This is a genomic window from Pseudomonas veronii (assembly GCF_002028325.1).
GTDB classification, from domain to species: domain Bacteria; phylum Pseudomonadota; class Gammaproteobacteria; order Pseudomonadales; family Pseudomonadaceae; genus Aquipseudomonas; species Aquipseudomonas veronii.
This window is the reverse complement of the sequence record NZ_CP018420.1, coordinates 775,321-798,372: the sequence shown is the minus strand read 5'-3', so window position 1 is coordinate 798,372 and position 23,052 is coordinate 775,321. Positions and strand designations below refer to the sequence as shown.

At 63.4% G+C, this 23,052-nt stretch carries 18 protein-coding genes; 10 read left to right on the top strand and 8 right to left on the bottom strand.

What is annotated here, in order from left to right:
* The first annotated feature begins 148 nt into the window (after positions 1-148).
* Together PverR02_RS03540 and PverR02_RS03535 are read left to right on the top strand one after the other, a co-directional pair.
* The gene (locus tag PverR02_RS03540) at positions 149-823 is read left to right on the top strand and encodes a heavy metal response regulator transcription factor (RefSeq protein WP_046384814.1); all 675 of its coding nucleotides are present in this window, start codon (positions 149-151) and stop codon (positions 821-823) included.
* Positions 820-2,256, top strand: coding sequence for a heavy metal sensor histidine kinase (locus PverR02_RS03535; RefSeq protein ID WP_079442769.1), 1,437 nt, complete (start codon positions 820-822; stop codon positions 2,254-2,256). The genes PverR02_RS03540 and PverR02_RS03535 overlap by 4 nt, the downstream gene beginning before the upstream one ends.
* Here PverR02_RS03535 and PverR02_RS03530 read toward each other — a convergent pair.
* From PverR02_RS03530 to PverR02_RS03510, 5 genes are all read right to left on the bottom strand, one after another.
* Complete coding sequence (locus PverR02_RS03530; protein WP_079442768.1) at positions 2,180-5,326, bottom strand: CusA/CzcA family heavy metal efflux RND transporter; 3,147 nt, start codon at positions 5,324-5,326, stop codon at positions 2,180-2,182. The genes PverR02_RS03535 and PverR02_RS03530 overlap by 77 nt on opposite strands.
* A gap of 18 nt (positions 5,327-5,344) precedes the next feature.
* Positions 5,345-6,451: an efflux RND transporter periplasmic adaptor subunit gene (locus PverR02_RS03525; protein WP_057005637.1), complete on the bottom strand. Its 1,107-nt coding sequence runs from the start codon at positions 6,449-6,451 to the stop codon at positions 5,345-5,347.
* 18 nt (positions 6,452-6,469) lie between these two features.
* Entirely contained in the window at positions 6,470-7,693 is a 1,224-nt protein-coding gene (locus tag PverR02_RS03520) for a TolC family protein (protein WP_079442767.1), read from the bottom strand.
* 109 nt (positions 7,694-7,802) lie between these two features.
* Positions 7,803-8,708 carry a cation diffusion facilitator family transporter gene (locus tag PverR02_RS03515; RefSeq protein WP_079442766.1) on the bottom strand — a complete coding sequence of 302 codons (906 nt, stop codon included), beginning with the start codon at positions 8,706-8,708 and terminating at the stop codon, positions 7,803-7,805.
* Positions 8,709-8,782: 74 nt separating this feature from the next.
* Positions 8,783-10,072: an MFS transporter gene (locus tag PverR02_RS03510; RefSeq protein WP_079442765.1), complete on the bottom strand. Its 1,290-nt coding sequence runs from the start codon at positions 10,070-10,072 to the stop codon at positions 8,783-8,785.
* A 185-nt stretch (positions 10,073-10,257) separates the two neighbouring features.
* Between PverR02_RS03510 and PverR02_RS03505 the strand changes: the two genes are divergently transcribed.
* From PverR02_RS03505 to PverR02_RS03490, 4 genes are all read left to right on the top strand, one after another.
* Complete coding sequence (locus PverR02_RS03505) at positions 10,258-11,676, top strand: short-chain fatty acid transporter (protein ID WP_017844502.1); 1,419 nt, start codon at positions 10,258-10,260, stop codon at positions 11,674-11,676.
* Positions 11,677-11,817: 141 nt separating this feature from the next.
* Entirely contained in the window at positions 11,818-13,518 is a 1,701-nt protein-coding gene (gene acpA, locus PverR02_RS03500) for an acid phosphatase (protein WP_017844504.1), read from the top strand.
* 122 nt (positions 13,519-13,640) lie between these two features.
* Positions 13,641-14,810, top strand: coding sequence for a hypothetical protein (locus PverR02_RS03495; protein WP_057005635.1), 1,170 nt, complete (start codon positions 13,641-13,643; stop codon positions 14,808-14,810).
* Between the two features lie 147 nt (positions 14,811-14,957).
* Complete coding sequence (locus PverR02_RS03490) at positions 14,958-15,482, top strand: SET domain-containing protein (protein WP_079442763.1); 525 nt, start codon at positions 14,958-14,960, stop codon at positions 15,480-15,482.
* Here the strand turns inward: PverR02_RS03490 and can are convergent.
* Positions 15,479-16,123, bottom strand: coding sequence for a carbonate dehydratase (gene can, locus PverR02_RS03485; protein WP_017844507.1), 645 nt, complete (start codon positions 16,121-16,123; stop codon positions 15,479-15,481). The genes PverR02_RS03490 and can overlap by 4 nt on opposite strands.
* A 151-nt stretch (positions 16,124-16,274) precedes the next feature.
* On the opposite strand from can, the gene PverR02_RS03480 reads away from it, so the two are divergent.
* On the top strand, positions 16,275-16,649 hold the full coding sequence (locus PverR02_RS03480; protein ID WP_046384824.1) for a hypothetical protein: 375 nt from the start codon (positions 16,275-16,277) through the stop codon (positions 16,647-16,649).
* A gap of 53 nt (positions 16,650-16,702) precedes the next feature.
* Here the strand turns inward: PverR02_RS03480 and rimI are convergent, their stop codons facing one another.
* Both rimI and PverR02_RS03470 read right to left on the bottom strand, forming a co-directional pair.
* The gene (gene rimI, locus PverR02_RS03475; RefSeq protein ID WP_079442761.1) at positions 16,703-17,155 is read right to left on the bottom strand and encodes a ribosomal protein S18-alanine N-acetyltransferase; all 453 of its coding nucleotides are present in this window, start codon (positions 17,153-17,155) and stop codon (positions 16,703-16,705) included.
* The gene (locus PverR02_RS03470) at positions 17,148-17,891 is read right to left on the bottom strand and encodes a hypothetical protein (protein WP_017844510.1); all 744 of its coding nucleotides are present in this window, start codon (positions 17,889-17,891) and stop codon (positions 17,148-17,150) included. The genes rimI and PverR02_RS03470 overlap by 8 nt, the downstream gene beginning before the upstream one ends.
* Positions 17,892-18,078: 187 nt before the next feature.
* Between PverR02_RS03470 and mksB the strand changes: the two genes are divergently transcribed.
* The 3 genes from mksB to mksF are packed head-to-tail and all read left to right on the top strand — an operon-like array spanning position 18,079 to position 22,890.
* Positions 18,079-19,356 carry an Mks condensin complex protein MksB gene (gene mksB / locus PverR02_RS03465; RefSeq protein ID WP_017844511.1) on the top strand — a complete coding sequence of 426 codons (1,278 nt, stop codon included), beginning with the start codon at positions 18,079-18,081 and terminating at the stop codon, positions 19,354-19,356.
* On the top strand, positions 19,346-20,053 hold the full coding sequence (mksE, locus tag PverR02_RS03460; RefSeq protein ID WP_046384827.1) for an Mks condensin complex protein MksE: 708 nt from the start codon (positions 19,346-19,348) through the stop codon (positions 20,051-20,053). The genes mksB and mksE overlap by 11 nt, the downstream gene beginning before the upstream one ends.
* Positions 20,050-22,890, top strand: a complete 2,841-nt coding sequence (mksF, locus tag PverR02_RS03455; RefSeq protein ID WP_079442760.1) for an Mks condensin complex protein MksF — start codon at positions 20,050-20,052, stop codon at positions 22,888-22,890. The genes mksE and mksF overlap by 4 nt, the downstream gene beginning before the upstream one ends.
* The last annotated feature ends 162 nt before the right edge of the window (positions 22,891-23,052 follow it).

Here is a 23,052-nt window from a genome sequence, read left to right as displayed (position 1 = left end):
TTGTTCACTCGCACAGCGGCGAATCGTCGCAGCTACCTGACGTGGCTTGACCCTATAGCGACTTCACGGCTCAGAGTTTTCCTACAGCCAAATTCAGCGCCTCTATGAGGCCATGCCCCCTCTCCGTTTCCTTTGAAGGTAAATCCCCATGCGTATCCTTGTGGTTGAGGACGAGCAGAAAACCGCCGATTACTTGCAGCAGGGCCTGACCGAAAGCGGCTATGTCGTCGATTGCGCCGCCAGTGGCGTCGACGGCCTGCACCTGGCCCGGCAACACACCTATGAACTGGTGATCCTCGACGTGAACCTGCCCAACACCGACGGTTGGGAAGTGCTGGAACACCTGCGCCGCGACGGCAACCAGCGGGTGATGATGCTGACCGCCCGCGGCCGGCTGGCCGACAAGATCAAGGGCCTGGACATGGGCGCCGATGATTACCTGGTCAAACCCTTCGAATTCCCCGAACTGCTGGCCCGCGTCCGCACGCTGTTGCGGCGCAGCGAGCACATTCCGTTGCCGGACGTGTTGCGCGTCGCCGACCTGGAGCTGGACCCGCGCCGCCACCGCGCCTACCGCGGCACACGACGCATCGACCTGACCACCAAGGAGTTCGCCCTGCTGCACGTATTGATGCGCCAGGCCGGCGAGGTGATGACCCGCACGCAAATCATCTCGCTGGTGTGGGACATGAACTTCGACTGCGACACCAACGTCGTCGAAGTCTCCATCAGCCGCCTGCGCGGCAAGGTCGACGACCAGAGCGAGGTCAAGCTGATCCACACCATTCGCGGCGTCGGTTACGTGCTGGAGGCGCGTCAATGAGGACCAGCAGCCTGTCGATGCGCCTGGGCCTGACGGTCAGCCTGATGGGCGCCGGACTGGTCGTGCTGCTGGCGACCCTGGCTTACCTGGCCTTGACCCACGAGCTGGACAAACTCGCGCGCAAGGGCCTGGAAAACAAGCTGGATCAGTTGGAACACAGCCTGAGCCAGAGCCTCGCCCCCCGCGACATCAGCAGCCGCCCCCACTCGCTGCTGGACCTGGTGATGGGCCACGACAATATCTACCTGACCATCATGAGCACCCAGGCCGATGCGCCGGTGCTCCTCAGCGTGGGCGCAAAACCCCAGCAGCCGTTGTTGCTCGACGTACCGGCCGGCAAGACCCTGGCCTACCTGAACTGGGTGGACGGGCATGGCAACCGCATCCTCAGCGCCTCGCGCATGGTGGCGCTGCGCAATGGCGAGAACGTGCGCGTGCTGCTCTCACTGGACCGCTCCGACGATGAAGCGTTGCTCAGTGCCTACCTGCGCTCCACGGTGATCGCCCTGCCGCTGCTGCTGATCCTGATCGGCATGGGCGCCTGGTGGCTGGTGCAGCGCGGGCTGGCGCCGTTGCAGCAGTTCAGCCGTGTGGCGGCGCAGGTCAGCACCCAGGACCTGACCCATCGCCTGGCGCTGGACAACCTGCCCAAGGAGCTGGGCGAGTTGGCCCAGGGCATCAACTTCATGCTGCACCGCCTGGACGACGGTGTGCGGCAACTGTCGCAGTTCTCCGATGACCTGGCCCACGAACTGCGCGCGCCGTTGACCAACCTGATGGGCAAGGCGCAGGTGACGTTGTCCCGCGAGCGGCCTTCGCAGGAATACCAAGCGGGCCTGGAATCCTGCGTCGAGGAAATGGAACGTCTGTCGCGCATCGTCTCCGACATGCTGTTTCTGGCCCAGGTCAGCCATCCGGCGGCGCGGGCCGGGTTTGCCCAGGTGTCGTTGGGTGACGAAGCGCAGCGGGTGATGGAGCTGTTTGCCTTGAGCGCCGAGGACAAGCAGGTGACCCTGAACCTGCGCGGCGACGCCTGGGTGATGGGCGATCGCCTGATGATCCAGCGGGCCATCTCCAACTTGCTGTCCAATGCCATCCGCCACACGCCAACCGCGTCTACCGTGTTGTTACTGGTGGAAACCTACGGCCAGCGTGTATCGCTGTCGGTCGGCAACCCCGGGCGCGGCATCGAAGCGCACCACCTGCCGCACTTGTTCGAACGCTTCTACCGCGCCGACAGCAGCCGTACCCGCGCCGAGGGCGGCACCGGCCTGGGGCTGGCCATCGTGCAGTCGATCATGCACCTGCATCAGGGTCACGCCGATGTCAGCAGCCAGCCGGGGCGTTTTACGCGCTTCAGCCTGGTGTTTCCTCGTCCTTGCGATGCGCCCAGTGATACAACGCCGGCAGCACCAGCAAGGTCAGCAACGTAGAGGAAATGATCCCGCCGATCACCACCGTCGCCAGCGGCCGCTGCACCTCGGCGCCGGTGCCGGTGGCCAGGGCCATGGGGATAAACCCGAGGGAGGCCACCAGCGCCGTCATCAACACCGGGCGCAGCCGGGTCAGCGCGCCTTCGTTGATGGCCATCGACAGCGAGCGCCCTTCCTCGCGCAGGTTGCGGATAAACGCGATCATCACCAGGCCGTTGAGCACCGCCACGCCGGACAAGGCGATAAAGCCCACCCCGGCCGAGATCGACAGCGGAATATCGCGCAGCCACAGCGCCATGATCCCACCGGTCAAGGCGAACGGAATCCCGGTGAACACCAACAGCCCGTCCTTGAGGTTGTTGAACATCATGAACAACAGCCCGAACACCAGCAGCAGCGCCACCGGCACCACGATGCGCAGGCGGTCGGAGGCCTCCTTCAACTGTTCGAACTGCCCGCCCCAGGTGGTCCAGTAGCCAACCGGCACTTTGACCTGGGCGCCGATGGCGGCTTCGGCCTCTTGGACAAACGAGCCGATATCGCGCCCCCGCACGTTGGCGCTGACAATCACCAGGCGCTTGCCGTTCTCGCGGCTGATCTGGTTCGGGCCCAGCACCAGGTCGAGGCTGGCGACCTGGGACAAGGCGATAAAGCCCAGTTGCCCGGAGGCGTTACCGGCCAGCGCCGGCACCGGGATCAGCAGCCGCGACAAGCCATCGATATCGGTGCGCAATGCGTCGGACAAACGCACGACCATGTCGAAACGTCGGTCACCTTCGTACAACGTTCCGGCCTGGCGCCCACCGACTGCGACGGCAATCGTGTCCTGCACATCGCCGACGTTCAGGCCAAACCGCGCGGCCTTGTCGCGGTCGATATTGATGGTCAGTACCGGCAGGCCGGAGGTCTGTTCGACCTTCACTTCCGAGGCGCCGTTCAGGCCTTGCAAGGTCTCGGCGATTTCCCCGGCGGTGGCGTTGAGCACCGCCATGTCGTCGCCGAATACCTTCACCGCCACATCGCTGCGCACCCCGGAAATCAGCTCGTTGAAGCGCAGTTGGATCGGTTGCGACAGTTCATACGCACTGCCCGGCACAATCGCACTGGCGCGCTGGATATCGGCGATCAGCGTTTCGCGGGACTTCTGCGGATCAGGCCACTGATCCTTGGGCTTGAGCATCACGTAGCTGTCGGAAATGTTCGGTGGCATCGGATCGGAGGCAATCTCCGCGGTGCCGGTGCGGGCGAAGACCCGTTCGATTTCCGGCACCTGGGCCATCAAGGTTTTTTCCAACTGCTGTTGCATCTGCACCGACTGCGTCAGGCTGGTGCCGGGCACGCGCAGGGCTTGCTGGGCGAAGTCGCCTTCGCTGAGGCTGGGGATGAATTCGCTGCCCATGCGGCTGGCCACCAGCCCCGAGGCGACGATGGTCAACAGCGCCAAACCGAACACCAGCGGGCGCCGCGCCATCACCCCATCGAGCACCGGCGCATAGACCCGGCGCGCACTGCGCATCACCAGGTTTTCTTCTTCCTTGACCTTGCCGGTGACAAACAGCGCAATCGCCGCCGGCACAAAGGTCACCGAGAGGATCATCGCGCCGAACAGGGCGATCACCACGGTGAAGGCCATGGGGTGGAACATTTTCCCGGCCACGCCGGTGAGGGCGAAGATCGGCAGGTACACCACCATGATGATCAGTTGCCCGAAGATCAGCGCGCGCCGCGCCTCCTTGGCCGCCGCGAACACTTCGTGCAGGCGCTCGCTGCGGGTCAACAGGCGGCCGTGTCGCTGTTGCGCATGGGCCAGGCGACGGATCGCGTTCTCGACGATCACTACCGCGCCGTCGACGATGATGCCGAAGTCCAGCGCGCCGAGGCTCATCAGGTTGGCGCTGACTTTGTTGGTGAACATGCCGGTAAAGGTGAACAGCATCGCCAGCGGGATCACCATCGCGGTGATCAGCGCCGCGCGGATGTTGCCGAGGAACAGGAACAACACCGCGACCACCAGCAACGCGCCTTCGAAGAGGTTTTTCTTCACGGTGGCGATGGCTTTTTCGACAAGGTTGGTGCGGTCGTAGACGGTCACGGCGACCACGCCCTCGGGCAGCGAGCGGTTGATCAGTTCGAGTCGCGCAGCCACGGCCTGGGACACGGTGCGGCTGTTTTCGCCGATCAACATGAACACCGTGCCCAGCACCACTTCACGGCCGTTTTCGGTGGCGGCGCCGGTACGCAGCTCACGGCCGATCTCGACCTGGGCCACATTGCGCACGCGGATCGGCGTGCCGTCCGAGGTGGTAATGACGATGTTGGCGATATCGTCGATCGACGCCACTTGCCCCGGTGCGCGGATCAGCAACTGCTCGCCGCTGCGCTCGATGTAGCCGGCACCGACGTTGGCGTTGTTGCGTTCCAGGGCGGTGACCAGATCGCTCAAGGTCAGGTTGTAGGCCGCCAGGCGCTTGGGGTCGGGGGCGATCTGGTATTCCTTGGCATAACCACCGATGGTGTTGATCTCGGCCACGCCGGGCACGTTGCGCAGTTGCGGCTTGATGATCCAGTCCTGGATCACGCGCAGGTCGGTCGGCGTGTAGGGCGTGCCGTCGTCCTTGCGCGCGCCCTCTTCGGCTTCCACGGTCCATAGGAAAATTTCCCCAAGACCGGTGGAAATCGGCCCCATCGCCGTTTCGATGCCGACGGGCAGTTGTTCACGGGCGACTTGCAGGCGTTCATTGACCAATTGGCGGGCAAAGAACAGGTCGGTGCCGTCCTTGAAGATCACCGTGACCTGGGACAAACCGGAGCGCGACAGCGAACGGGTCTGCTGCAACCCCGGCAACCCAGCCATCGCGGTTTCAATGGGAAAGGTGATGCGCTGTTCGGTTTCCAGCGGCGAAAAACCGGGCGCCGCCGAGTTGATCTGCACCTGCACATTGGTGATGTCGGGCACCGCGTCGATGGGCAGTTTCTGATAGCTGGCGACGCCGACACCGGCCATCAACAGCACCGCCAACAGCACGATGATGCGCTGCTCGATGGCGAATTGGATAAGGCGCTCAAACATGGGAAATCACTCGCAGGATCAATGGGCGTGTTCGGCCGAGCCTTTGCCCAGTTCGGACTTGAGGATGAAGCTGCCAACCGTGGCCACCTGTGCCCCGGCGTCGAGGCCCCGGCGCACTTCGACGTAGCCGTTTTCGCTGACGCCCAGTTCCAGATGGCGGGTGACGAACCCGTCCGCCGTGCGAACGAACACCGAGGGCTTGTCCTCGACGGTCTGGATCGCGGCCTCGGGCACGGTGACCTTGGCCTGGTAGGTGTCGGTGGCGATCTGTACGGCGACGAACAACCCCGGGCGCCAGGCGTCATCGGGGTTGGGCACGGTCACGCGCACGGTGGCGGTGCGCGTCTGCTCGCCCAGCAAGTTGCCCACATAGGCCACGGTACCGAGTACTTCGGTGCCCATTTCGGTGGAGCTGACTTTCACCGGCTTGCCGACGCGGACCTTGTTCAAGTCCTTGGGAAAGACGCCGAACGTGACCCACACCTGCGACAGGTCCGACAAGGTGAAGGCGTTGCTGGTCTCGCTGACCACCTCGCCGACGCCCAGGTGTTTCTCCACCACCACGCCGGCGAACGGTGCGCGCAATTCATAGCGATTGCCGCCGGCCGGCACGGCGCTGCCGCTGAGGGCGGTCATCTTCTGGCGGGCGTTGTTCAGGGCGATTTCGGCTTCCTGCAAGGCCTGGCGCGCCAGCAGGTAATCCTGCTCGGCGGAGATCTTGTCCTGCCACAGTTGGCGCTCGCGCTGGAAGGTGGTGCGCGCCAGTTCGAGGCGACGCTGGCTGGCGGCCAGCTCGCTGCGCTGATCGGAAATCTGCTGGCTGGCGATCACCGCCAGCAGCTCGCCTTGCTTGACCGTCTGGCCGAGGTTGACCTTCACTGCCTCCACCACCCCCGCCGCACGCGGCACGATGTGCGACGTGCGGTCTTCATCGAAGCGCACTTCACCCGGCAACGACAGCACCGTGCTGATCGGCCGCGGCTGGGCCTGGGCCAGTTGAATACCGGCGGCCTCGATCTGCTGCTCGGTGAGTTCGAGTGTGCCTTCTTCTTCCTCGGCGTTTGCCAGGCCGGACAGCATCAGGCCCAGGACAAGGGCTAGCGCCACGCCATGTTTAGTCTGCATAGAGGACTCCAAAAAAAATCAGAAACGGGCGAGGTCGCCGTAGATCCGTTCGATGCGTACCCAGGCGTCGGTGGCCTGGGCGGTCGCCGTGAGGTATTGGGTGCGGGCCGCGATCAAGGTGCGCTGGGCGTCGAGGACGTCGAGGAAGTTGAACTTGCCCATTTCGAAGCCACGGGTGGCGCTGTCCACCGCGCTCTGGGCGGCGGGCAGGATCTGCTGGTTGAACGCGCGCACTTCGGTGTTCGCGGTTTGCCACAGGTCCAGGGCCTGGCGGGTTTCGGTGCGCAGGCGCAGTTCGGCGGCGTTGCGCAGGTCACGGGCCTGGTCGGCGCGGCGGGTGGCCGCGAGCACGTTGCCCTGGTTGCGGTTGAACAGCGGGATCGGCATCGACACGCCCACCAGATTCACGCGCTCGCGCACGCTGGCGTCGTACTGGCTACCAATCGACACATCGAGGTCGGGGATGCGCTGGGCTTTTTCCAGGCCCACGCTGGCTTCGTTCTGCAGGATTTGCAGTTCGGCCAGGCGCAGCTCGGCGGTCTGCTCAAGACGCGCCAGCAGTTGCGCGGCGGGCGGCAACGTCGCCGGGACGCTGCTTGACGTGGCGACGGCGGCGAAGTCGGGCGCGGCGCTGCCGGTGCTGGCAGCCAGGCGGCGATAGGCATCGCTGACACCCATCTGGGCGCGGTTGAGTTCCAGGCGGATTTCCGACAACTGCACCTGGGCGCGGGTGGCTTCCACTGGCGACGATTTACCGGCGTTGACGCGGCCGTTGGCGATCACCAGGCCGCGCTCGGCCAACGCCAGGGAGCGTTGCGCCAGGTCGAGGCGCTCCTGGGCGCGAAGGGCGCCGTAATAACTGTCGATCACCTCGGCGCGCAAGCCGTTGCGGCGCTGTTCGAGGGTCAGCGCCGCGACGTCCTGGCCACGCGTGGCCAGCTCGATGCGCGCGCCGCGCTTGCCGCCCAGTTCCAGGGTCTGGCTTAACTTGAGCGTGGTGGTGCGGGTGTCGCGGCGGGTGTCTTCGGCATCCCACGAGGCCACCGGGTTGGGGATCAGCCCCGCCTGCTGGCGGCCACCGCTGGCGATGTCGATCTCCCATTGCGCGGCGGCCAGGTCGGGGTTGTTGGCGAAGGCGGTTTGCAGGGCGGCGTCGAGGGTCAGGGTTTGGGCGCCGACCCCTTGCGCCGTCGCCAGCAACACGATGATCGAGCACAGTAGAGTTCTTGCACGAGTTGGCATAACGAGAGTTCCAGGCCCATGAAATGGCGGATAAATCCAAGCCGGAGCACTGTAACTTTCGGTACTTATCAGGGCGGTGGGGCGAACATTACAAATCCGTTAGCAAGGCTCAAGCATGGGAGTCTTCGGGCCCGTCACGATGAAAACCCTCGCCCTCGACCTGCAGCGTGACGTGGGAAATATCGAATTGCTCATGCAGCAATTGCGTCACTTGAGCGAGGACCTGCTGTTCGGTGCCCGGCATCGCATCCGCCACCAGATGGCTGCTCAGCACGTTCTTGCCACTGGTGAGCGCCCAGATATGCAGGTCGTGTACGTCCTTCACGCCGGGCACGCCACGCATGGCCTGCTCCACGCTGTCGATATCGACGCCGTCGGGCACGCCTTGCAGCAGCACATTCATGCTGTCCTTGAGCAGCACCCAGGTGCGCGGCAACACCCAGAAACCAATCGCCGCCGCCACCACGGAGTCGACCCAAGCCCAGCCGGTCAACATGATCACGACGGCCGCGATGATCACGCCGATAGAGCCGAGCATGTCGCTCCAGACCTCCAGGTACGCGCCTTTGACATTCAGGCTTTCGCCGCTGCCGGCGCTGAGCAGGCGCATGGAGATCAGGTTGACGAGCAGCCCCAGCACGGCGATCACCAGCATGCCGGTCGACTGGATTTCGGCGGGTGCCTGCAGGCGTTGATAGGCCTCATAAAGGATGTAGAACGCCACCGCAAACAGCAGCAAGGCATTGAACGCCGCCGCCAGGATTTCAAAGCGGGCATAGCCGAACGTGCGCTTGCGGTCGGCGGGACGCTTGGCGATCTGGATCGCCACCAGGGAAATCGCCATGGCCAGGGCGTCGGTCATCATGTGCGCGGCGTCGGACAACAGCGCCAGGCTGCCGGTGATAAAGGCACCGATCACCTCGGCAATCATGAAACTGCTGGTCAGCCCGAGGGCCATCCACAACTGCCGTTCGTGGCCGGCGCGTACCTGGGCGTGGTTGTGTCCTGCGCTCATGAAACATCCTCGTGGGGTGTGGTTGGATGAATCATAGCGCCCTAGCAGAAGATTCGGATGGGGTCGGCACTTCCTCAGGCCGCCAACGTATGGCGCTTGCTGAACAGCACCACACTCACCACCCCCACCGCGCCCATCACCACGCAATAACCCACGCAAATCCACGGGCTGGTCGGCATCAGTGCGATCAGCATCAAGGGCGTGGTGCTCGCCCACAGCGCGTAGGCAATGTTGTAGGTGAAGGAAATGCCTGACACCCGCACCGGCGCCGGGAACAGTCCGACCATCACCGACGGCACTGCGCCGACCACGCCGCAGCTCAAGCCTGCCACGGCATATGCCGCGCCGAGCCAGACACCACCGGCGATCAGGCTGGCGTATAACACCGCGATCCCCAGTGGCAGCAACAGGCTGTAGACCAGCACCGCGCGCCAGGCGCCGATGCGGTCCACCAGCAGGCCGGCGAGTACGCAACCGATGTTCAGGAACACAATGCCCAGCGCACTCAGGGCGAAGGTGTGGCTGGGCGTCATGCCGAAGGTTTTCTGCATCATGGTCGGGGTGATGACCACCAGCACCACCACGGCGGAGGTGAGCACGCAGGTGAGGATCATCGCCGGCAGCAACACGCGGCGATGGTCGCGCAATACGGTGCGCAGCGGCAGTTCAGCGGCGGCTTGGCGGCGCGCCTGCATGTCGAGGAATACCGGGGTTTCGTTGAGCCAGCGGCGCAGCCACACGCCGATCACGCCAAAGACGCCGCCGAGCAGGAAGGGGAAGCGCCAGGCGTAGTCGAGGATCTCCGCCGGGGTGAAGATTTGCGCCAGCAGCGTGGCGGTCAGTGCGCCGAGCAGGTAGCCGAAGGTCAGGCCGGCCTGCAAAAAGCCCAAGGCGTAACCGCGGTGATGGGGCGGCGCGTGCTCAGCGACAAAGGTCCAGGCGCTGGGCACTTCACCGCCCACCGCCGCACCTTGCAGCACGCGCAGCGCCAGCAGGATCAGCGGTGCGAAATAGCCGATTTGCGCGTAGGTCGGCATGATCCCGATCAGCAGGCAGGGCAAGGCCATCATCAGGATGCTCAGGCTGAACACGCGCTTGCGCCCCAGGTGATCGGCGAAGTGCGCCATCAGGATGCCGCCCAGCGGGCGGGCGAGGTAGCCGGTGACGAAGATCCCGAAACTTTGCAGCAGGCGCAGCCACTCGGGCATTTCCGGCGGGAAGAACAGTTGGCTGAGGGTCAGCGCGAAAAACACGAAAATGATGAAGTCGTAGATTTCCAGGGCGCCGCCGAGGGCGGCCAGGCCCAGGGTTTTGTAGTCGGAGCGGGAAAAACGCTGCGCCTGGGCAAGCGAGGTGGCAGTCATGTTGAGGCTCGGCAGACAAACAAAATGGCGTGCAGGTTATGAGCTGCGCCGGATGATGGCAATCGCGGCGGATATATTTGTTTTCCTCAATGATCGATGAAGATAACTGCATTCCCATATCAATGGCCGTAGCGGAACATGCCGTAAAACTGCCAAAACCATAACAATTACAAGAGGAATGACTCGTGGCCGATGCTATCGAAGAAAGCCGCTATGCCCGATTTGCCCTGCGCTGCTCCAATTTCGCCGAACGCTGGTTTCCCGACTCCTGGGTGTTTGCCGCCCTCGCCGTGATCATTGTCGCCGTGGCGACCCTGGGCATGGGCGCCGCGCCGACCGAAGCCGCCAAGGCGTTTGGCGATGGGTTCTGGAGCCTGATCCCGTTCACCATGCAGATGGCCTTCGTGGTGATCGGCGGTTATGTGGTCGCCAGTTCGCCACCGGCGGTGAAACTGATCGACCGCCTGGCGCGCATCCCGAAGAACGGCCGCTCGGCCGTGGCTTGGGTGGCGTTGATTTCCATGGTTGCCTCGTTGCTCAACTGGGGGCTGTCCCTGGTGTTCGGCGGTTTGCTGGTGCGCGCATTGGCGCGGCGCACGGACTTGCGCATGGACTACCGCGCTGCCGGTGCCGCGGCCTACCTGGGGCTCGGCGCGGTATGGGCGCTGGGGCTGTCGTCGTCGGCCGCGCAGTTGCAGGCCAACCCGGCCAGTCTGCCGCCGTCGATCCTGTCGATCACCGGGGTGATCCCGTTCACCGACACCATCTTCCTGTGGCAATCCGGCGTACTGCTGCTGGCGCTGATCGTGGTCTCGCTGATCATCGCCTACGCCACCGCGCCCGGCCCGAACAGCGCCCGTGACGCCAAGGCCTGCGGGGTCGACCCGGCCTTCAACCTGCCCACGCCGCAGGCCCCGACACGCCCGGGCGAATGGCTGGAACACAGCCCGGTGCTGACGATCCTGCTGGCGGTGCTGGCGGCAGGTTGGTTGTTCCACGAGTTCTCGACCAAACCGGCGATCAGCGCGATTTCCGGGCTGAACACCTATAACTTCCTGTTCATCATGGTCGGTGCGTTGCTGCACTGGCGCCCGCGCAGCTTTCTGGACGCGGTCGCCCGCGCGGTGCCGACCACCACCGGCGTGCTGATCCAGTTCCCGCTGTACGGCTCGATTGCCGCGCTGATGACGGTGGTCAAGGGCGGCGACGGCCAGACCCTGGCTCACCATATCTCGACCTTCTTCACCTCCATCGCCTCCCACGACACCTATGCCCTGTTGATGGGCGTGTACTCGGCGGTGCTGGGTTTCTTCATCCCGTCGGGCGGCGGCAAGTGGATCATCGAAGCGCCCTACGTGATGCAAGTGGCCACTGACCTGCAATACCACCTGGGCTGGGCCGTGCAGATCTACAACGCGGCCGAGGCGCTGCCGAATTTGATCAACCCGTTTTATATGCTGCCGCTGCTAGGCGTGTTGGGGCTGAAGGCGCGGGATCTGATCGGGTTTTCGTTCGTGCAGTTGCTGGTACACGCGCCGTTGGTGTTGTTTCTGTTGTGGGCGTTGGGGACGACGTTGAAGTATTTGCCGCCGGTGATGCCTTAAACGCAGCGGCAAGCTTGAGGTTTGTAGCTCCAGGCTTTCCGCTTAAAGCGTGTAACTTCAAGCTGTCTTCCCTGCGTCACATTCCACTGCTACCGTCCTGGCGAAATATCTTGCAACAAACCGCCAGCAAGGACTCCCGCAATGAGTGACGAGCACGAAGACCGCCCGGCCCCCGATTCCATCGATCAACCGCCGGTAGACACCAGCCGGCGGCGCTTCCTCGGCGGCGCAGCGGTGCTGGGGGTGGGCGCGACCTTGAGTGCCTGCGGCAATCCCGGCGACGCGCCGGGCAAACCGCTGCCTCGGCCGCTCACGCCGCAGGAGTTGGATAAGGCATTACACGACCAAGTGAAAACCGTCGTGGTGATCTACGCCGAAAACCGCAGCTTCAACAACCTGTTTGCCGATTTCCCCGGTCTGGAGAAACCGCTGTCGGCGTTGTCTCCCGCCGACTATCAGCAGCGCGACCGCGACGCCAGCGTATTGACCACCCTGCCCCCGGTGTGGGGTGGTGTGTTGCAAGTCGGCTCGCAAAGCGTCGACGGGGTGACCTACCCCAGCGAAGTGCAATTCCAGGAAAACCTGCCCAACGCCCCGTTCGCCCTCAAGGGCCCGAACGCCGAAGACCTGCCCTTGAGCCTGGTCACCCGGGATTTGTGGCACGTGTTCTACCAGAACCAGATGCAGATCAACGGCGGCAAGAACGACAATTTCGTCGCCTGGGCCGATTCCGGCGGCCTGGTGATGGGGCATTACGCCCAGAGCCGTTATTCCCTGCGCCTGTGGGACGTGGCCAAGGAGTTTGTGCTCTGCGATAACTTCTTCCAGGGCGCATTTGGCGGCTCGTTCCTCAACCACCAATACCTGATCAGCGCGACCGCGCCGGTTTATCCGAACGCCGCGCAGTCGGTGGCCAAGGCGCAGATCGCCACGCTGCAAAGCGACGATCCCACCGACCCACGCCTCAAGCCCCTGGACAAATCCCCGGCCAGCGCCATGAGCGGCCCGCCGCAGTTCGGCCCGAGCGCGCTGACCCCGGACGGTTACGCCGTGAACACCCTGGCCCCGCCCTACTGGCCGACCTGGATTCGCGACCCGCAAAACCCGGACTACGCCAAGCCCGACCTGCCCAACGTGCTGGTGCCGCAGACCCACGAACACATCGGTGACAAGCTGTCGAAAAAGAACATCGACTGGGCCTGGTACGCCGGGGCCTGGCAAGCGACGCTGGAACAGTTCAAGGACTCGGGCGGCATTCCGAAGATCCCCAACTTCCAGTACCACCACCAGCCGTTCAACTACTTCAAGCAACAGGGCCCGGAAAACCGCGCGGAGCGTGACAAGCGCCTGCGCGACGCGGGCCTGGGCGATGAGTCGAGCACCAACAAGTTCTTTGCCGACGCGCAGGCGGGCAAGCTGCCCGCCGTGACCTTCTACAAACCCCAGGGCAACCTCAACATGCACGCCGGTTATGCCGACGTAGCCTCGGGCGACCGCCATATCACCCGCGCCCTGAAGGTGCTGCAGGAAAGCCCGCAGTGGAAAAACATGGTGGTGGTGGTGACCGTCGATGAAAACGGCGGCTGGTGGGACCACGTGGCACCGCCCAAGGGCGACCGCTGGGGCCCTGGCACGCGGGTTCCGACGCTGGTGGTGTCGCCGTTCGCGCGCAAAGGCACGGTGGACCATACGGTGTACGACACCGCGTCGATCCTGCGCCTGATCACCCGCGTCTTCCAGTTGGAGACACTGGACGGGCTCAAGCGGCGCGACGACGCCATGATCGCCCGCGGCCAGAAACCGATGGGCGACTTGAGCAATGCGTTGCAGTTCGAGGTGTAGGACGGCTTATCCAATAGCGACACGCCCGGCGATTTTGCACGCGGTTTTCCTGGTCAGCCGCTACTGTGTGGAGGTGGGCTTTCACCCCGCGCAGACGGGCTCTCGCTGACAAGGAATCATCTATGTTTAAACCGACCAGGTTGTCCTTCACCTTGGCCGCACTGATCGCGAGTGCGGTCGTACAGGCCGACATCGACGTACCGCTGGGCAGCACGCAACGGGTTACCCAGTTGTTCGCTTACCCCAATAACTGCAACGTGATCTGCTTCCGGCCGTGGACGCTGGAGCAGACCGTCGAGCACTACCTCAACCAGAGCCTGCAGCGCGACGGTTACAGCCGCGCCAAGGTCAGCGTCAGAAAGCATGACGGCCAGGTCGCGGCGACCTTCAGCGGCGTGCCCGACAACTATGGCCAGCCGCTGACGAGCTTGCTCGCTACCGCCGACCTGGCCTACCAGGGCGCGAGCCGGCTTAACAGCGACGGCAAGTGGGCTTACAACTGGTACTTGTTCCTGCCGCTGGGCATGGCCCTGGAAAACCGCAAAAGCATCGAACTGCTGCACTTTCCGCCAGATTACTCACTGACCCAGGCCCAGGATTACCTGGAATCGGCCACCACCGACCGCTGGGCCGCCCTGCTCGTCGACAATGGCATTCCGGCCACCGAAACCCCGGCCTACCAGACCATCATCGACATCGCCCCGATCGCCGCGCCGTCCAACGCCGGGAAAGACCTGGAAAACGTCTACAGCTACTTCACCGACTACCAGACACGCATGGTCAAGGAACTGAGCCTGCCGCCCAAAGGTGCGTTGCCGATGGTCGCGTTCGGCGCACCGGTGCGCAGTTGGATCAAGCAACAATACGGGCAAACCGTGGGTGTGCTGGGCCTGGCGCAGATCAGCCCGATCCCCGGCAAAACCGTCTCGGTCCTGGGCGCCAACCACCCCAGTTACATCTGGTACGCGGCAAGCCCCGACACGTATGACGGTAACGAGCAGAAGGCCGACGAGGCCGGTTTGAAAGTGATGGGCCAGGATTTGAGCGCCGCCTGCTGGCAAGCCGGAATGGGCCAGAAACCGGCGAGCGATGCGAATGTGCTGCTCAAGGCGTGCATGAACACCTGGCAGGTCACGCGTAAAGAACAGACCTGCGAATTGTTCTACACCTCGGTGCGCAACCTGACCCCGGAACAGGCCAACGCCAAATGCGCCACGTCCGCGATCAAAGCCCAGCTCAAACAACTGAAAGACGCCGCGCCCACCCCGACAATCAGCGCCCCGGCGCTGTAAAAACGCGAAAAAAAAACCGATTTCTACTGTCAAAGTTGACAGTAGAAATCGGCGTTATGTTCAGCGAGTCTTGATCCGGGCCCATCCGCTGCAAGACTGGCAGTCAGACACCACCCGCAGGTCGATGCAGCCCAACCCAGGAGAGTTATGAAAACTCGCGCCATGGATAAGGCTGTAAACCCTGTGAATGACTGCCTTTACCCGTTCAAGACACTGTTCGTCGGGCAGGGCTACCCTTCGTCCAAACACTTCCAGGTCAACCACGCCAGGGACGGCGCCGGGGCCAGGGTCAAGGCGCGCATCGCCTTTGAGAGTCGCATACGCATTGCCAAGGTCTCCGGCTACGCGGTGAACGAGCGACGCCCGCACACCTTGCAACTGTCGCCGCGCATCCACTTGTACGACTGTTGGTTCTGCGGCCTGCTGCGCCACTCCTGCAACCCGAATGTATTTTTGGACACCACCTACCTGGAACTCTGGACCGTGCAGCCCATTGCGGCCGGCGCCCTGTTGACCCTGGATTACGCCTGCACCGAGGACGCGCTGTTCCGGCAGTTCGCGTGCCAATGCGGCGAGCTGAACTGCCGGGGCTGGATCACCGGCAGCCAGGAGCCGCTGAACGCCGAAGGGCAGACGTTCATGACCCTGTGGCGCGAGCGCAAGCGCCCTTAGGCTTCACCCAGCGGGCGCAAGCGATACTGCGGCGGCAACTGCTCAAAACCAGTGATGGTGGTGTTCAAGCTCTTCCAGCGGCCATCCTTGATGCCGTAGATGCAACCGTGGATCGACAGGCTCTGCCCCCGGTGCCAGGCGTTTTGCACAATGCTGGTATGACCGACGTTGGCCACCTGCTGAACCACGTTCAATTCGCAAAGGCGGTCGACGCGCTCTTCCTCAGTCGGCAACTTGGCCAGCAGATCGCGGTTTTCGTAGTAGAGGTCGCGAATGGTGCGCAGCCAGCCGTCGATCAGGCCGAACTGACGGTCCTGCATCGACGCCCGCACGCCGCCGCAGCCATAGTGGCCGGTGACCAGGATATGTTTGACCTTGAGCACATCGACGGCGTACTGAATCACCGACAGGCAGTTAAGGTCGGTGTGCAGCACCACGTTGGCCACATTACGGTGTACGAACAGATCACCCGGCAGCATGCCGACGATTTCGTTGGCCGGTACGCGGGCGTCGGAACAGCCGATCCACAGGTATTCCGGTGCTTGCTGGCGGGCCAGTTTGGCGAAGAATTCGGGATCTTCCTGTTTGATCGCATCCGCCCAGCGTTCGTTGTTATCAAGCAGCTCTTGTAGTTCGTTCATCAGGGAAAGCCTCAGGAATGATGCGCAGCTTTGACAGACGACCGCCCGTCCGGGTCACGCCCGGAATAAAGATAGACGGCAGGCGATGACTTGAATCTTGGTGCGCCAGGCCTGTCCACACACTATAAGCCCCACAGTATGAGGATTGGCCATGACTGAATCACGACGTCCATACGGCGCTACACAGCCGGAACCGATTGATGACAATGAGGATCGCATGGGCTCGGTGCGCGAGCTGGACTTTGACGATCAAGAGCCGACGGCGCAAATCGGCGATGAACTGCCGCTTGTCGAGCGCAAACACCGGATGCGCGATAAACGGGTGGGCGAGGCCGAGACGACCGATGACGAGATGAGCCCGGAGAACCTGATCCGCGAGGACGGCGCACGGGATGCACAGGAAGAAGGCGAAGGCGAACAGGCCGATTGGGACCTGAGCATCGTGAATGAAGATGACATCGGCGGCGGCAACGGGTTGGATGAGGCCGAATTGGCCGAGCGAGATCCTGTCGACGGCAACCGCTGACACCCTGTAGTTCCAAATGTGGGAGGGAGCTGGCTCCCACATGGGTTGCGTGTTCAGTCGACGAGGGTGCAGGCCATCACGACCGCATCTTCGCGACCGCCGACGGCTGGGTAGTAATCGCGCCGACGGCCGATTTCATTGAAGCCATAGCGTTCATACAGCCGGAACGCGCCGGCATTGCTGTCACGCACTTCGAGGAAACATTCCCGTGCGCTGGCGGCATAGGCGCGGGACATCAGGTGCTCGAGCAGCGCCAGGCCGAGACCGCGGCCCTGGTTTTCCGGTTTGACGGTGATGTTCAGCAAATGCGCTTCATCGATGATGATCTGCACCACCCCGTGGCCCACTTGCTGCTCACCTTCGAACATCAGCCAGATCTGGTACTTGCCCAGCCCGTCGAGAAAGATCCCGCGGGTCCAGGGGTGGCTGTATGCCGCGTATTCGATTTTCAGCACGGCGTCGAGGTCGGCCTCGGTCATCGGGCGGAAGGATAAAGCCTCACTCATCGATTGTTTTCCAGCGCGCCATCAGCCGGCGCATGGCTTGCCAGACATCAGCCTTACGCTGTGGCTCTTCCATTAATAATTCCAGGCCCGGCAGGGCCCATACCGAGCCCAGGCCTTCGACCTGCAGCTCGCGGTACCAGACTTCGGCATCGGCTTCGCCTGCAAACCGCACGGCGGGCAGGCCGATCAGCCACAGGCACACGCAGGGTTCGTCTTCCAGGCGTGCCGACACAAAACCTTGCACAAAATCCCGCGCGGCGTCCGGGCCCTGGTCCATGGTGCCGCGCACCAGCAACGGCCAGCGCACCGGGTCGCCGACGATTTGCGGGCTGTCGGGCAGGCCGGCAGCGCGCAGCATGTCCTTGAGCAGCATGTAGGCCGGATCGCGGGTCTGGAAGCGCTCGCCGGTAGGCAGCTCGACCAGCAACAGGCAACGCCCGGCCCGCAGCAATTGCAGGGCAAACCGCGGCGGTGGGACGACAGGCGCCTTGACCACCGGGGCCGCCTCTTCAGCCACCGCCGGCTTGGCCATCGGCGACGGGCGTGGCACCTCGACCTTGGCGCGTTCGACCACCGGCCGCGTCGGCGGCTCAGGCTTGACCACCGCCACGGGCGCAGCCGCCTCCTCGCCCGACGTTTCCAATCCGTCATCGGGCTCGAGCGCCTGCAGCAGCTCGGGCCGCGACGGGGCGGCAAACGGCAGTTCGGTGCGGGGCAGCCAGTTGACCACCTGCATGGCAGTCAAGTAAGCGCGACGTCGGGACTCGATAAGCACAGCTCGGCCACTTGTGGATAAGTAAAGAGCGGGGATTCTACCGCTGTTCGGTAACAATCGCCCACTGCGCACTGACCGGCTGTGGATAAATCCCGCGCCTGATGCAGTACAATCGCGACTTTTAATCGCCAACCAGCCGGCCATTCCCATGATCGAACCCAAGCGCGTCCTGCGCGCCCTCGCCGAACACTGGGCCTTACTTGAGCCACTGTGCGAACACTTCGACCAAGGCACCCTGAGCCTCGGCGAGCTGCGCGCACAACTGGCCGCCCAACAACTGGACAGCACGCCCCAGGACATCACCAGCCTGCTGGACGTGTGGATTCGCCTGGATATCCTGGTGCCTGTCGCCAAGAGCCCGAACCGTTTCGAGCTCAATGCGCAGATCCACGACTTCCTCGCCTATCTTCGCAAGGAGCACCGGCTTGGCCTGTGCCTGGAAATCGAAGCCTACCTGCGCCACCTCGAGCGCCTGGCCGGGTATATCCAGGACGCCTTCGACATCCGTGACGGCCACGACCTGGCCCGGCAACTGCGCCTGCTCGACATGCGCGTGCGCGACGTGCTGAAAAAACTCGCCAACGACGAACAAGCCCTCGCCGCCGTGGCCGACCGCGCCAAGACCAGCGACCGGCAGATCCCGTTGCGTCAGCGCTACGCCGAAGTGCTGGCGACCTGGGACGAATACGTCGAACCGATGATCCAACTGGTGAACGCCGACGGCGCCTTCGAACAAGGCGTGCGCAAGGTCGAAAACGTGCTGCTGCGCCTGCTCACCGAGCAGCAGCGCCTCGGCCATCTGGTCGACGACGACATGCTGTTGCGCACCCACGCGCGCATCCTCGAAATGCAGACCAGCGCCCAGTTGACCCTGCGTCACGCCCGCGAGCTGCTGCTGCCGCTGCGTGAAGAAGCGCGTCGGCACAACGCCGTGACCCGTGGCGCCGCGCTGGCGCTGTCGGCCATTCGCCGTAAAGGCCTGGACGCGGTGCCGCAGGCCGCGATGCCGATGTTCACCCGGCCGCAAAGCACCTTCCTCGGCAGTGCGAGTCAGGTCGAGGCCTACGTGTACGCCCTGGCGAACTTCGAGCCGAAACCGGCGCGCTTCCCCAAGGCGCACAAGTCCCATAAAGGCGAAGCCCAGCGCGCACCGCGCACGGTCAAGGAAATGCTCGAACGCTGCGAAGACGCGCTGCCGATGCCGGACCTGATGACCTGGCTGCTGGAACAGGAACCGGACGGCGCCACCGACGAATTGCTCTACTGGTTCTCGCGCCTGTCCCGCGAAAAACGCTTCAAGCGCGAGCGCCTGGAACGCCGCGATTACCACACACACGAGCATCAGGTCAGCCTGCGCTCATTCGCCCTGCTCCCGGCCACGCCCGACGCCGCCGAGAATTCTGCGAGCACCCCTTATGCATCTTGATCTATCCGAACTGTCCCAGCTGGCGCCGATCTTTCGCGAGCTGTTCAAGGGTTACCACGTCAGCCGCCGCGACCCGGAGCTGTACGCGCAACTGTCGAATTTCCAGGACCAGTACCGCACGCTGTTCAAGGCCCTGGGCTTTGAACTGGTGTGCGATACCCGTGGTTTCTATTACTTCGTGCCGGATTCGGCCATCGCCAGCGCGCAGGTGAACAAGACCGCGCAGCGCCTGGCGCTGTTCACCTTCATCATCGTCGAGCACCTGGCCGACCAAGGCCGCGACCCGATTGCCGTGCTCGACGGCGGTAGCCTCGGCCGCGATGAACTGCCGTCGCTGCTGGAAAAATACCGCGACCTGTTTATCCAGGCCGAAGTGCAAACCCAGGAAGAGCTCGAAGAGAAAATCATGCGCCGCATGACCCAACTGGGTTTTGCCAGCGAAGAAAACGGCATCTATCGCTTCCTGCCGCCGATGCATCGCTTCCTCGATGTGTGCCTGTCGGTGCAACAGGACCGCGACCTCGCGGCCAGCATCCACAGCGTGCTGCCATTGCCGACGCCGGTGCTCATCGACGAAGACAGCGATGAAAAACTGCTGAAGACCGATGACCCGCTGGACTTGAGCGACTTTGCCGACGAAAGCGAAGAAGACGCCCTGGCCCGCGCCATTGCCGAAGAACAGGAGACCGACGCATGAGCAAGGAACGCTACGGCATCCGCCGCTTCGCCTTATTGAATACCGCCGGCTACAGCCTCGGTTTGTTCCCGCTCGAAGAGCCGCTGTCGGTGTACGGCGCGAACAACCTGGGTAAATCCGCATCGATCAACGCCTTGCAGTTCCCGATCCTGGCGCGCATGTCGGACATGAGTTTCGGCAAGTACACCCTGGAACAATCGCGGCGCTTCTACTTCGCCACCGACACCAGCTACATCCTCGTGGAAGTCTCCCTGCCCCACGGCCCGCATGTGATCGGCGTGGTCGGGCGCGGCCCGGGCGGTGGTTTCGGTCACCAGTTCTTTGCCTACGCCGGTAAGCTCGACCTGGCCCACTACCAGAAAAACGACACCTGCCTGCGCCAGAAAGAGCTGTTCACCAACCTGGAGCGCGAGGGCCTGAAAGCCTACGAACTCAAGCCCGATGAACTACGTCGTTTGCTGGTCGGCGGCCACACGTCGATCCCGCTGGACCTGACGCTGATCCCGCTGCGTTCCACCAGCGAACAGAGCCTGAAGACCTTCCGCGCGCTGTTTATCAACCTGCTGCACATGCGCGAAATCACCGCAGCCAAGCTCAAGCAATTGTTCCTCGATGCGTTTGAGCACAGCCTGCGCTCCGGCAGTGTCGATTACATCGCCGCGTGTGAAGAAGCCTTCCGCGACGTGCGACGCATGGAGCAGGACTACAACTCCCTGGTCGCCGCCGGCCCGCTGGTCGAGGCCCTGGCCAATGGCGTGAAACAACGCGACATCCTGCGCGGTAAATTGCATCGCCTGTCGCCGCTGTTGGACTCGCTGCTGGGCACCTGGTCGGACTACGCCAGTGCGCGCAAGGAAGAGCTGACCATCCAGGCCGAGCACTACCGCAACGAGCAGGACGCGCTGCAGCACGACCAACGTGGCGGCACCCAGGAGCTGATGCGCCTGGAGCGCGAAATCAGCGGTATCCAGCGTTGGCTGGGCGAGCTGTCGGTGCTCAAGCATCGCTTTGCGCTGGTCGATGATGTCAGGGTGCTGGAACAGCAACTGCTGGCGGCCAAGGATGCCCACGATGAACTCGCCGGCGCCCTGGCGCAGTCGCGGCAGTTCAGCGCCGAGGACTTGGACGAGCGCCTGCGCGAGCTGGAAAAACGCCTGAAGTCGGTCAAGCAACAGCTCGATCACGCAGACAACAACAGTTACGCCAAGCTGCGCGAAGAATTCTCACAGCAGGATGTCGAACGCCTGATGCGTCTGTTCAACAGTTCGCTGTTCAGCCTGCCGCTGGGTGAACATGGCATCACGCTGGATGAGGACGGCCAGTGGGTCAAATCCCTGGAGCTGATCCTCGATGGTTTCAAGGGCGAGCGCTTTGAAGTGCCGGGGCTGTCGATCGACATCTCCCACATCGAGCCGCCCGCCTTGCAGGCCCTGGCGGATCGTGCGGCGTTGCGCGACCAGAAAGAGCGCCTGGAAAAAGAACTCAAGCAGCTCAAGACGCAGCAGGCGGTGGCCTCTGACCGCGCCGCGAGCAAAACCCAGACCGAAGCGCTGTACCAGCAAGTGCTGGACGCGCAAAAGGCCCTGGAGGATTTCCGCCGTGCGCAAACCCTGAGCGCCGAAGAAGGCGAGAAGCTGGAACAGCTGGCGCAGATGGAAGCCGCCCAGGATGAATTGAAACGCTCCAGCGATGCGTTCACCGAACGTGTCCAGCAACTGTCGGCCAAGCTGCAACTGGTCGGTCGCCAGATCGGCGATATGGAAGCCAAGCAACGCACCCTGGATGACGCTTTGCGCCGTCGCCAGTTGCTGCCGGCGGACTTACCGTTCGGCACGTCGTTCATGGACCCGGTCGACGATTCCATGGACAACCTGCTGCCGCTGCTCAATGACTATCAGGACAGTTGGCAAGGCTTGCTGCGCGCTGATGGCCAGATCGAAGCGCTGTACGCCCAGGTTCGCCTCAAGGGCGTGGCCAAGTTCGACAGCGAGGATGACGTGGAGCGGCGCCTGCAACTGCTGATCAACGCCTATGCTCACCGTACCGACGAAGCCCTGACCCTGGGCAAGGCACGGCGCGCGGCGGTCACCGATATCGCACGGACCTTGCGCAATATCCGCAGCGACTACGACAGCCTGGAACACCAACTGGCCTTGTTCAACCGCGAGATCAACAAGCGCCAGGTGTCGAACCTGCAGAGTTTCCGCATCGTGCTGGCACCGAACAAGGAAGCGCTCAAGCATATCGACCAGATCATCCACAGCGCCGGTCAGTACGAAGAAGGCGAAACCCTGTCGGTGTTCGACTTGAGCCAGAGCGCCGAGCAGGACAACAAGAACGAAGAGGCCAAGGAATACCTGGCGCGCCTGGTGGCGGCCAACCACAACCAGTTGGGCCTCAAGGACTTGTTCGAACTGGCGTTCGAGATCACCAAGGTGCATGGCCAGCCGGTGATTCACACCGACATCGATGGCGCGGCGTCCAACGGCACCACCATGACCATCAAGGCGCTAACCAACATGTATTTGTTGCTGCACTTGATGGACCGCGACCAGGCCGGGCGCGTGCGCTTGCCGTACTACCTCGACGAAGCGGCCGACATCGATGAGAAGAACCAGGCGGCGCTGCTGGAGACCAGCCTGCAATTGGGCTTCGTGCCGATCCTGGCGAGCGTGAAGCCGCAGGTATCGGCCCAGGTGGCGATCGACCTGGAAGGCGGCAGCGGGCCGAACGGGATCTACATCGATGAGGCGGACTGGAAGTACATCCGGCGCCATGATGCGGTGAAGGCAACGGTGACTGTGCAGGCGGATGAGCCGGAGTTGGATGAGGTCTGACGTTCGGCGGTGAAATGCCAAAAGGCCGCGATCTTATGGATCGCGGCCTTTTTTGTGGGCTGGGGTTTGGTGGTGTTTTTGAGGGCCTCATCGCGGGCAAGCCCCCTCCCACAAGTGACCGCGTTTATCCTGTAGGAATGCGCTCATCTGTGGGAGGGGGCT

What these genes read in the sequence shown, in the direction of transcription:
- PverR02_RS03530 (WP_079442768.1), bottom strand. Translation starts at nt 5,326, where the DNA reads ATGTTTGAGCGCCTTATCCAATTCGCCATCGAGCAGCGCATCATCGTG.
- PverR02_RS03540 (WP_046384814.1), top strand. Translation starts at nt 149, where the DNA reads ATGCGTATCCTTGTGGTTGAGGACGAGCAGAAAACCGCCGATTACTTG.
- mksE (WP_046384827.1), top strand. Translation starts at nt 19,346, where the DNA reads ATGCATCTTGATCTATCCGAACTGTCCCAGCTGGCGCCGATCTTTCGC.
- PverR02_RS03520 (WP_079442767.1), bottom strand. Translation starts at nt 7,693, where the DNA reads ATGCCAACTCGTGCAAGAACTCTACTGTGCTCGATCATCGTGTTGCTG.
- PverR02_RS03515 (WP_079442766.1), bottom strand. Translation starts at nt 8,708, where the DNA reads ATGAGCGCAGGACACAACCACGCCCAGGTACGCGCCGGCCACGAACGG.
- PverR02_RS03510 (WP_079442765.1), bottom strand. Translation starts at nt 10,072, where the DNA reads ATGACTGCCACCTCGCTTGCCCAGGCGCAGCGTTTTTCCCGCTCCGAC.
- rimI (WP_079442761.1), bottom strand. Translation starts at nt 17,155, where the DNA reads ATGAGTGAGGCTTTATCCTTCCGCCCGATGACCGAGGCCGACCTCGAC.
- PverR02_RS03470 (WP_017844510.1), bottom strand. Translation starts at nt 17,891, where the DNA reads ATGCAGGTGGTCAACTGGCTGCCCCGCACCGAACTGCCGTTTGCCGCC.
- can (WP_017844507.1), bottom strand. Translation starts at nt 16,123, where the DNA reads ATGAACGAACTACAAGAGCTGCTTGATAACAACGAACGCTGGGCGGAT.
- PverR02_RS03535 (WP_079442769.1), top strand. Translation starts at nt 820, where the DNA reads ATGAGGACCAGCAGCCTGTCGATGCGCCTGGGCCTGACGGTCAGCCTG.
- mksB (WP_017844511.1), top strand. Translation starts at nt 18,079, where the DNA reads ATGATCGAACCCAAGCGCGTCCTGCGCGCCCTCGCCGAACACTGGGCC.
- PverR02_RS03480 (WP_046384824.1), top strand. Translation starts at nt 16,275, where the DNA reads ATGACTGAATCACGACGTCCATACGGCGCTACACAGCCGGAACCGATT.
- PverR02_RS03495 (WP_057005635.1), top strand. Translation starts at nt 13,641, where the DNA reads ATGTTTAAACCGACCAGGTTGTCCTTCACCTTGGCCGCACTGATCGCG.
- mksF (WP_079442760.1), top strand. Translation starts at nt 20,050, where the DNA reads ATGAGCAAGGAACGCTACGGCATCCGCCGCTTCGCCTTATTGAATACC.
- PverR02_RS03490 (WP_079442763.1), top strand. Translation starts at nt 14,958, where the DNA reads ATGAAAACTCGCGCCATGGATAAGGCTGTAAACCCTGTGAATGACTGC.
- PverR02_RS03525 (WP_057005637.1), bottom strand. Translation starts at nt 6,451, where the DNA reads ATGCAGACTAAACATGGCGTGGCGCTAGCCCTTGTCCTGGGCCTGATG.
- acpA (WP_017844504.1), top strand. Translation starts at nt 11,818, where the DNA reads ATGAGTGACGAGCACGAAGACCGCCCGGCCCCCGATTCCATCGATCAA.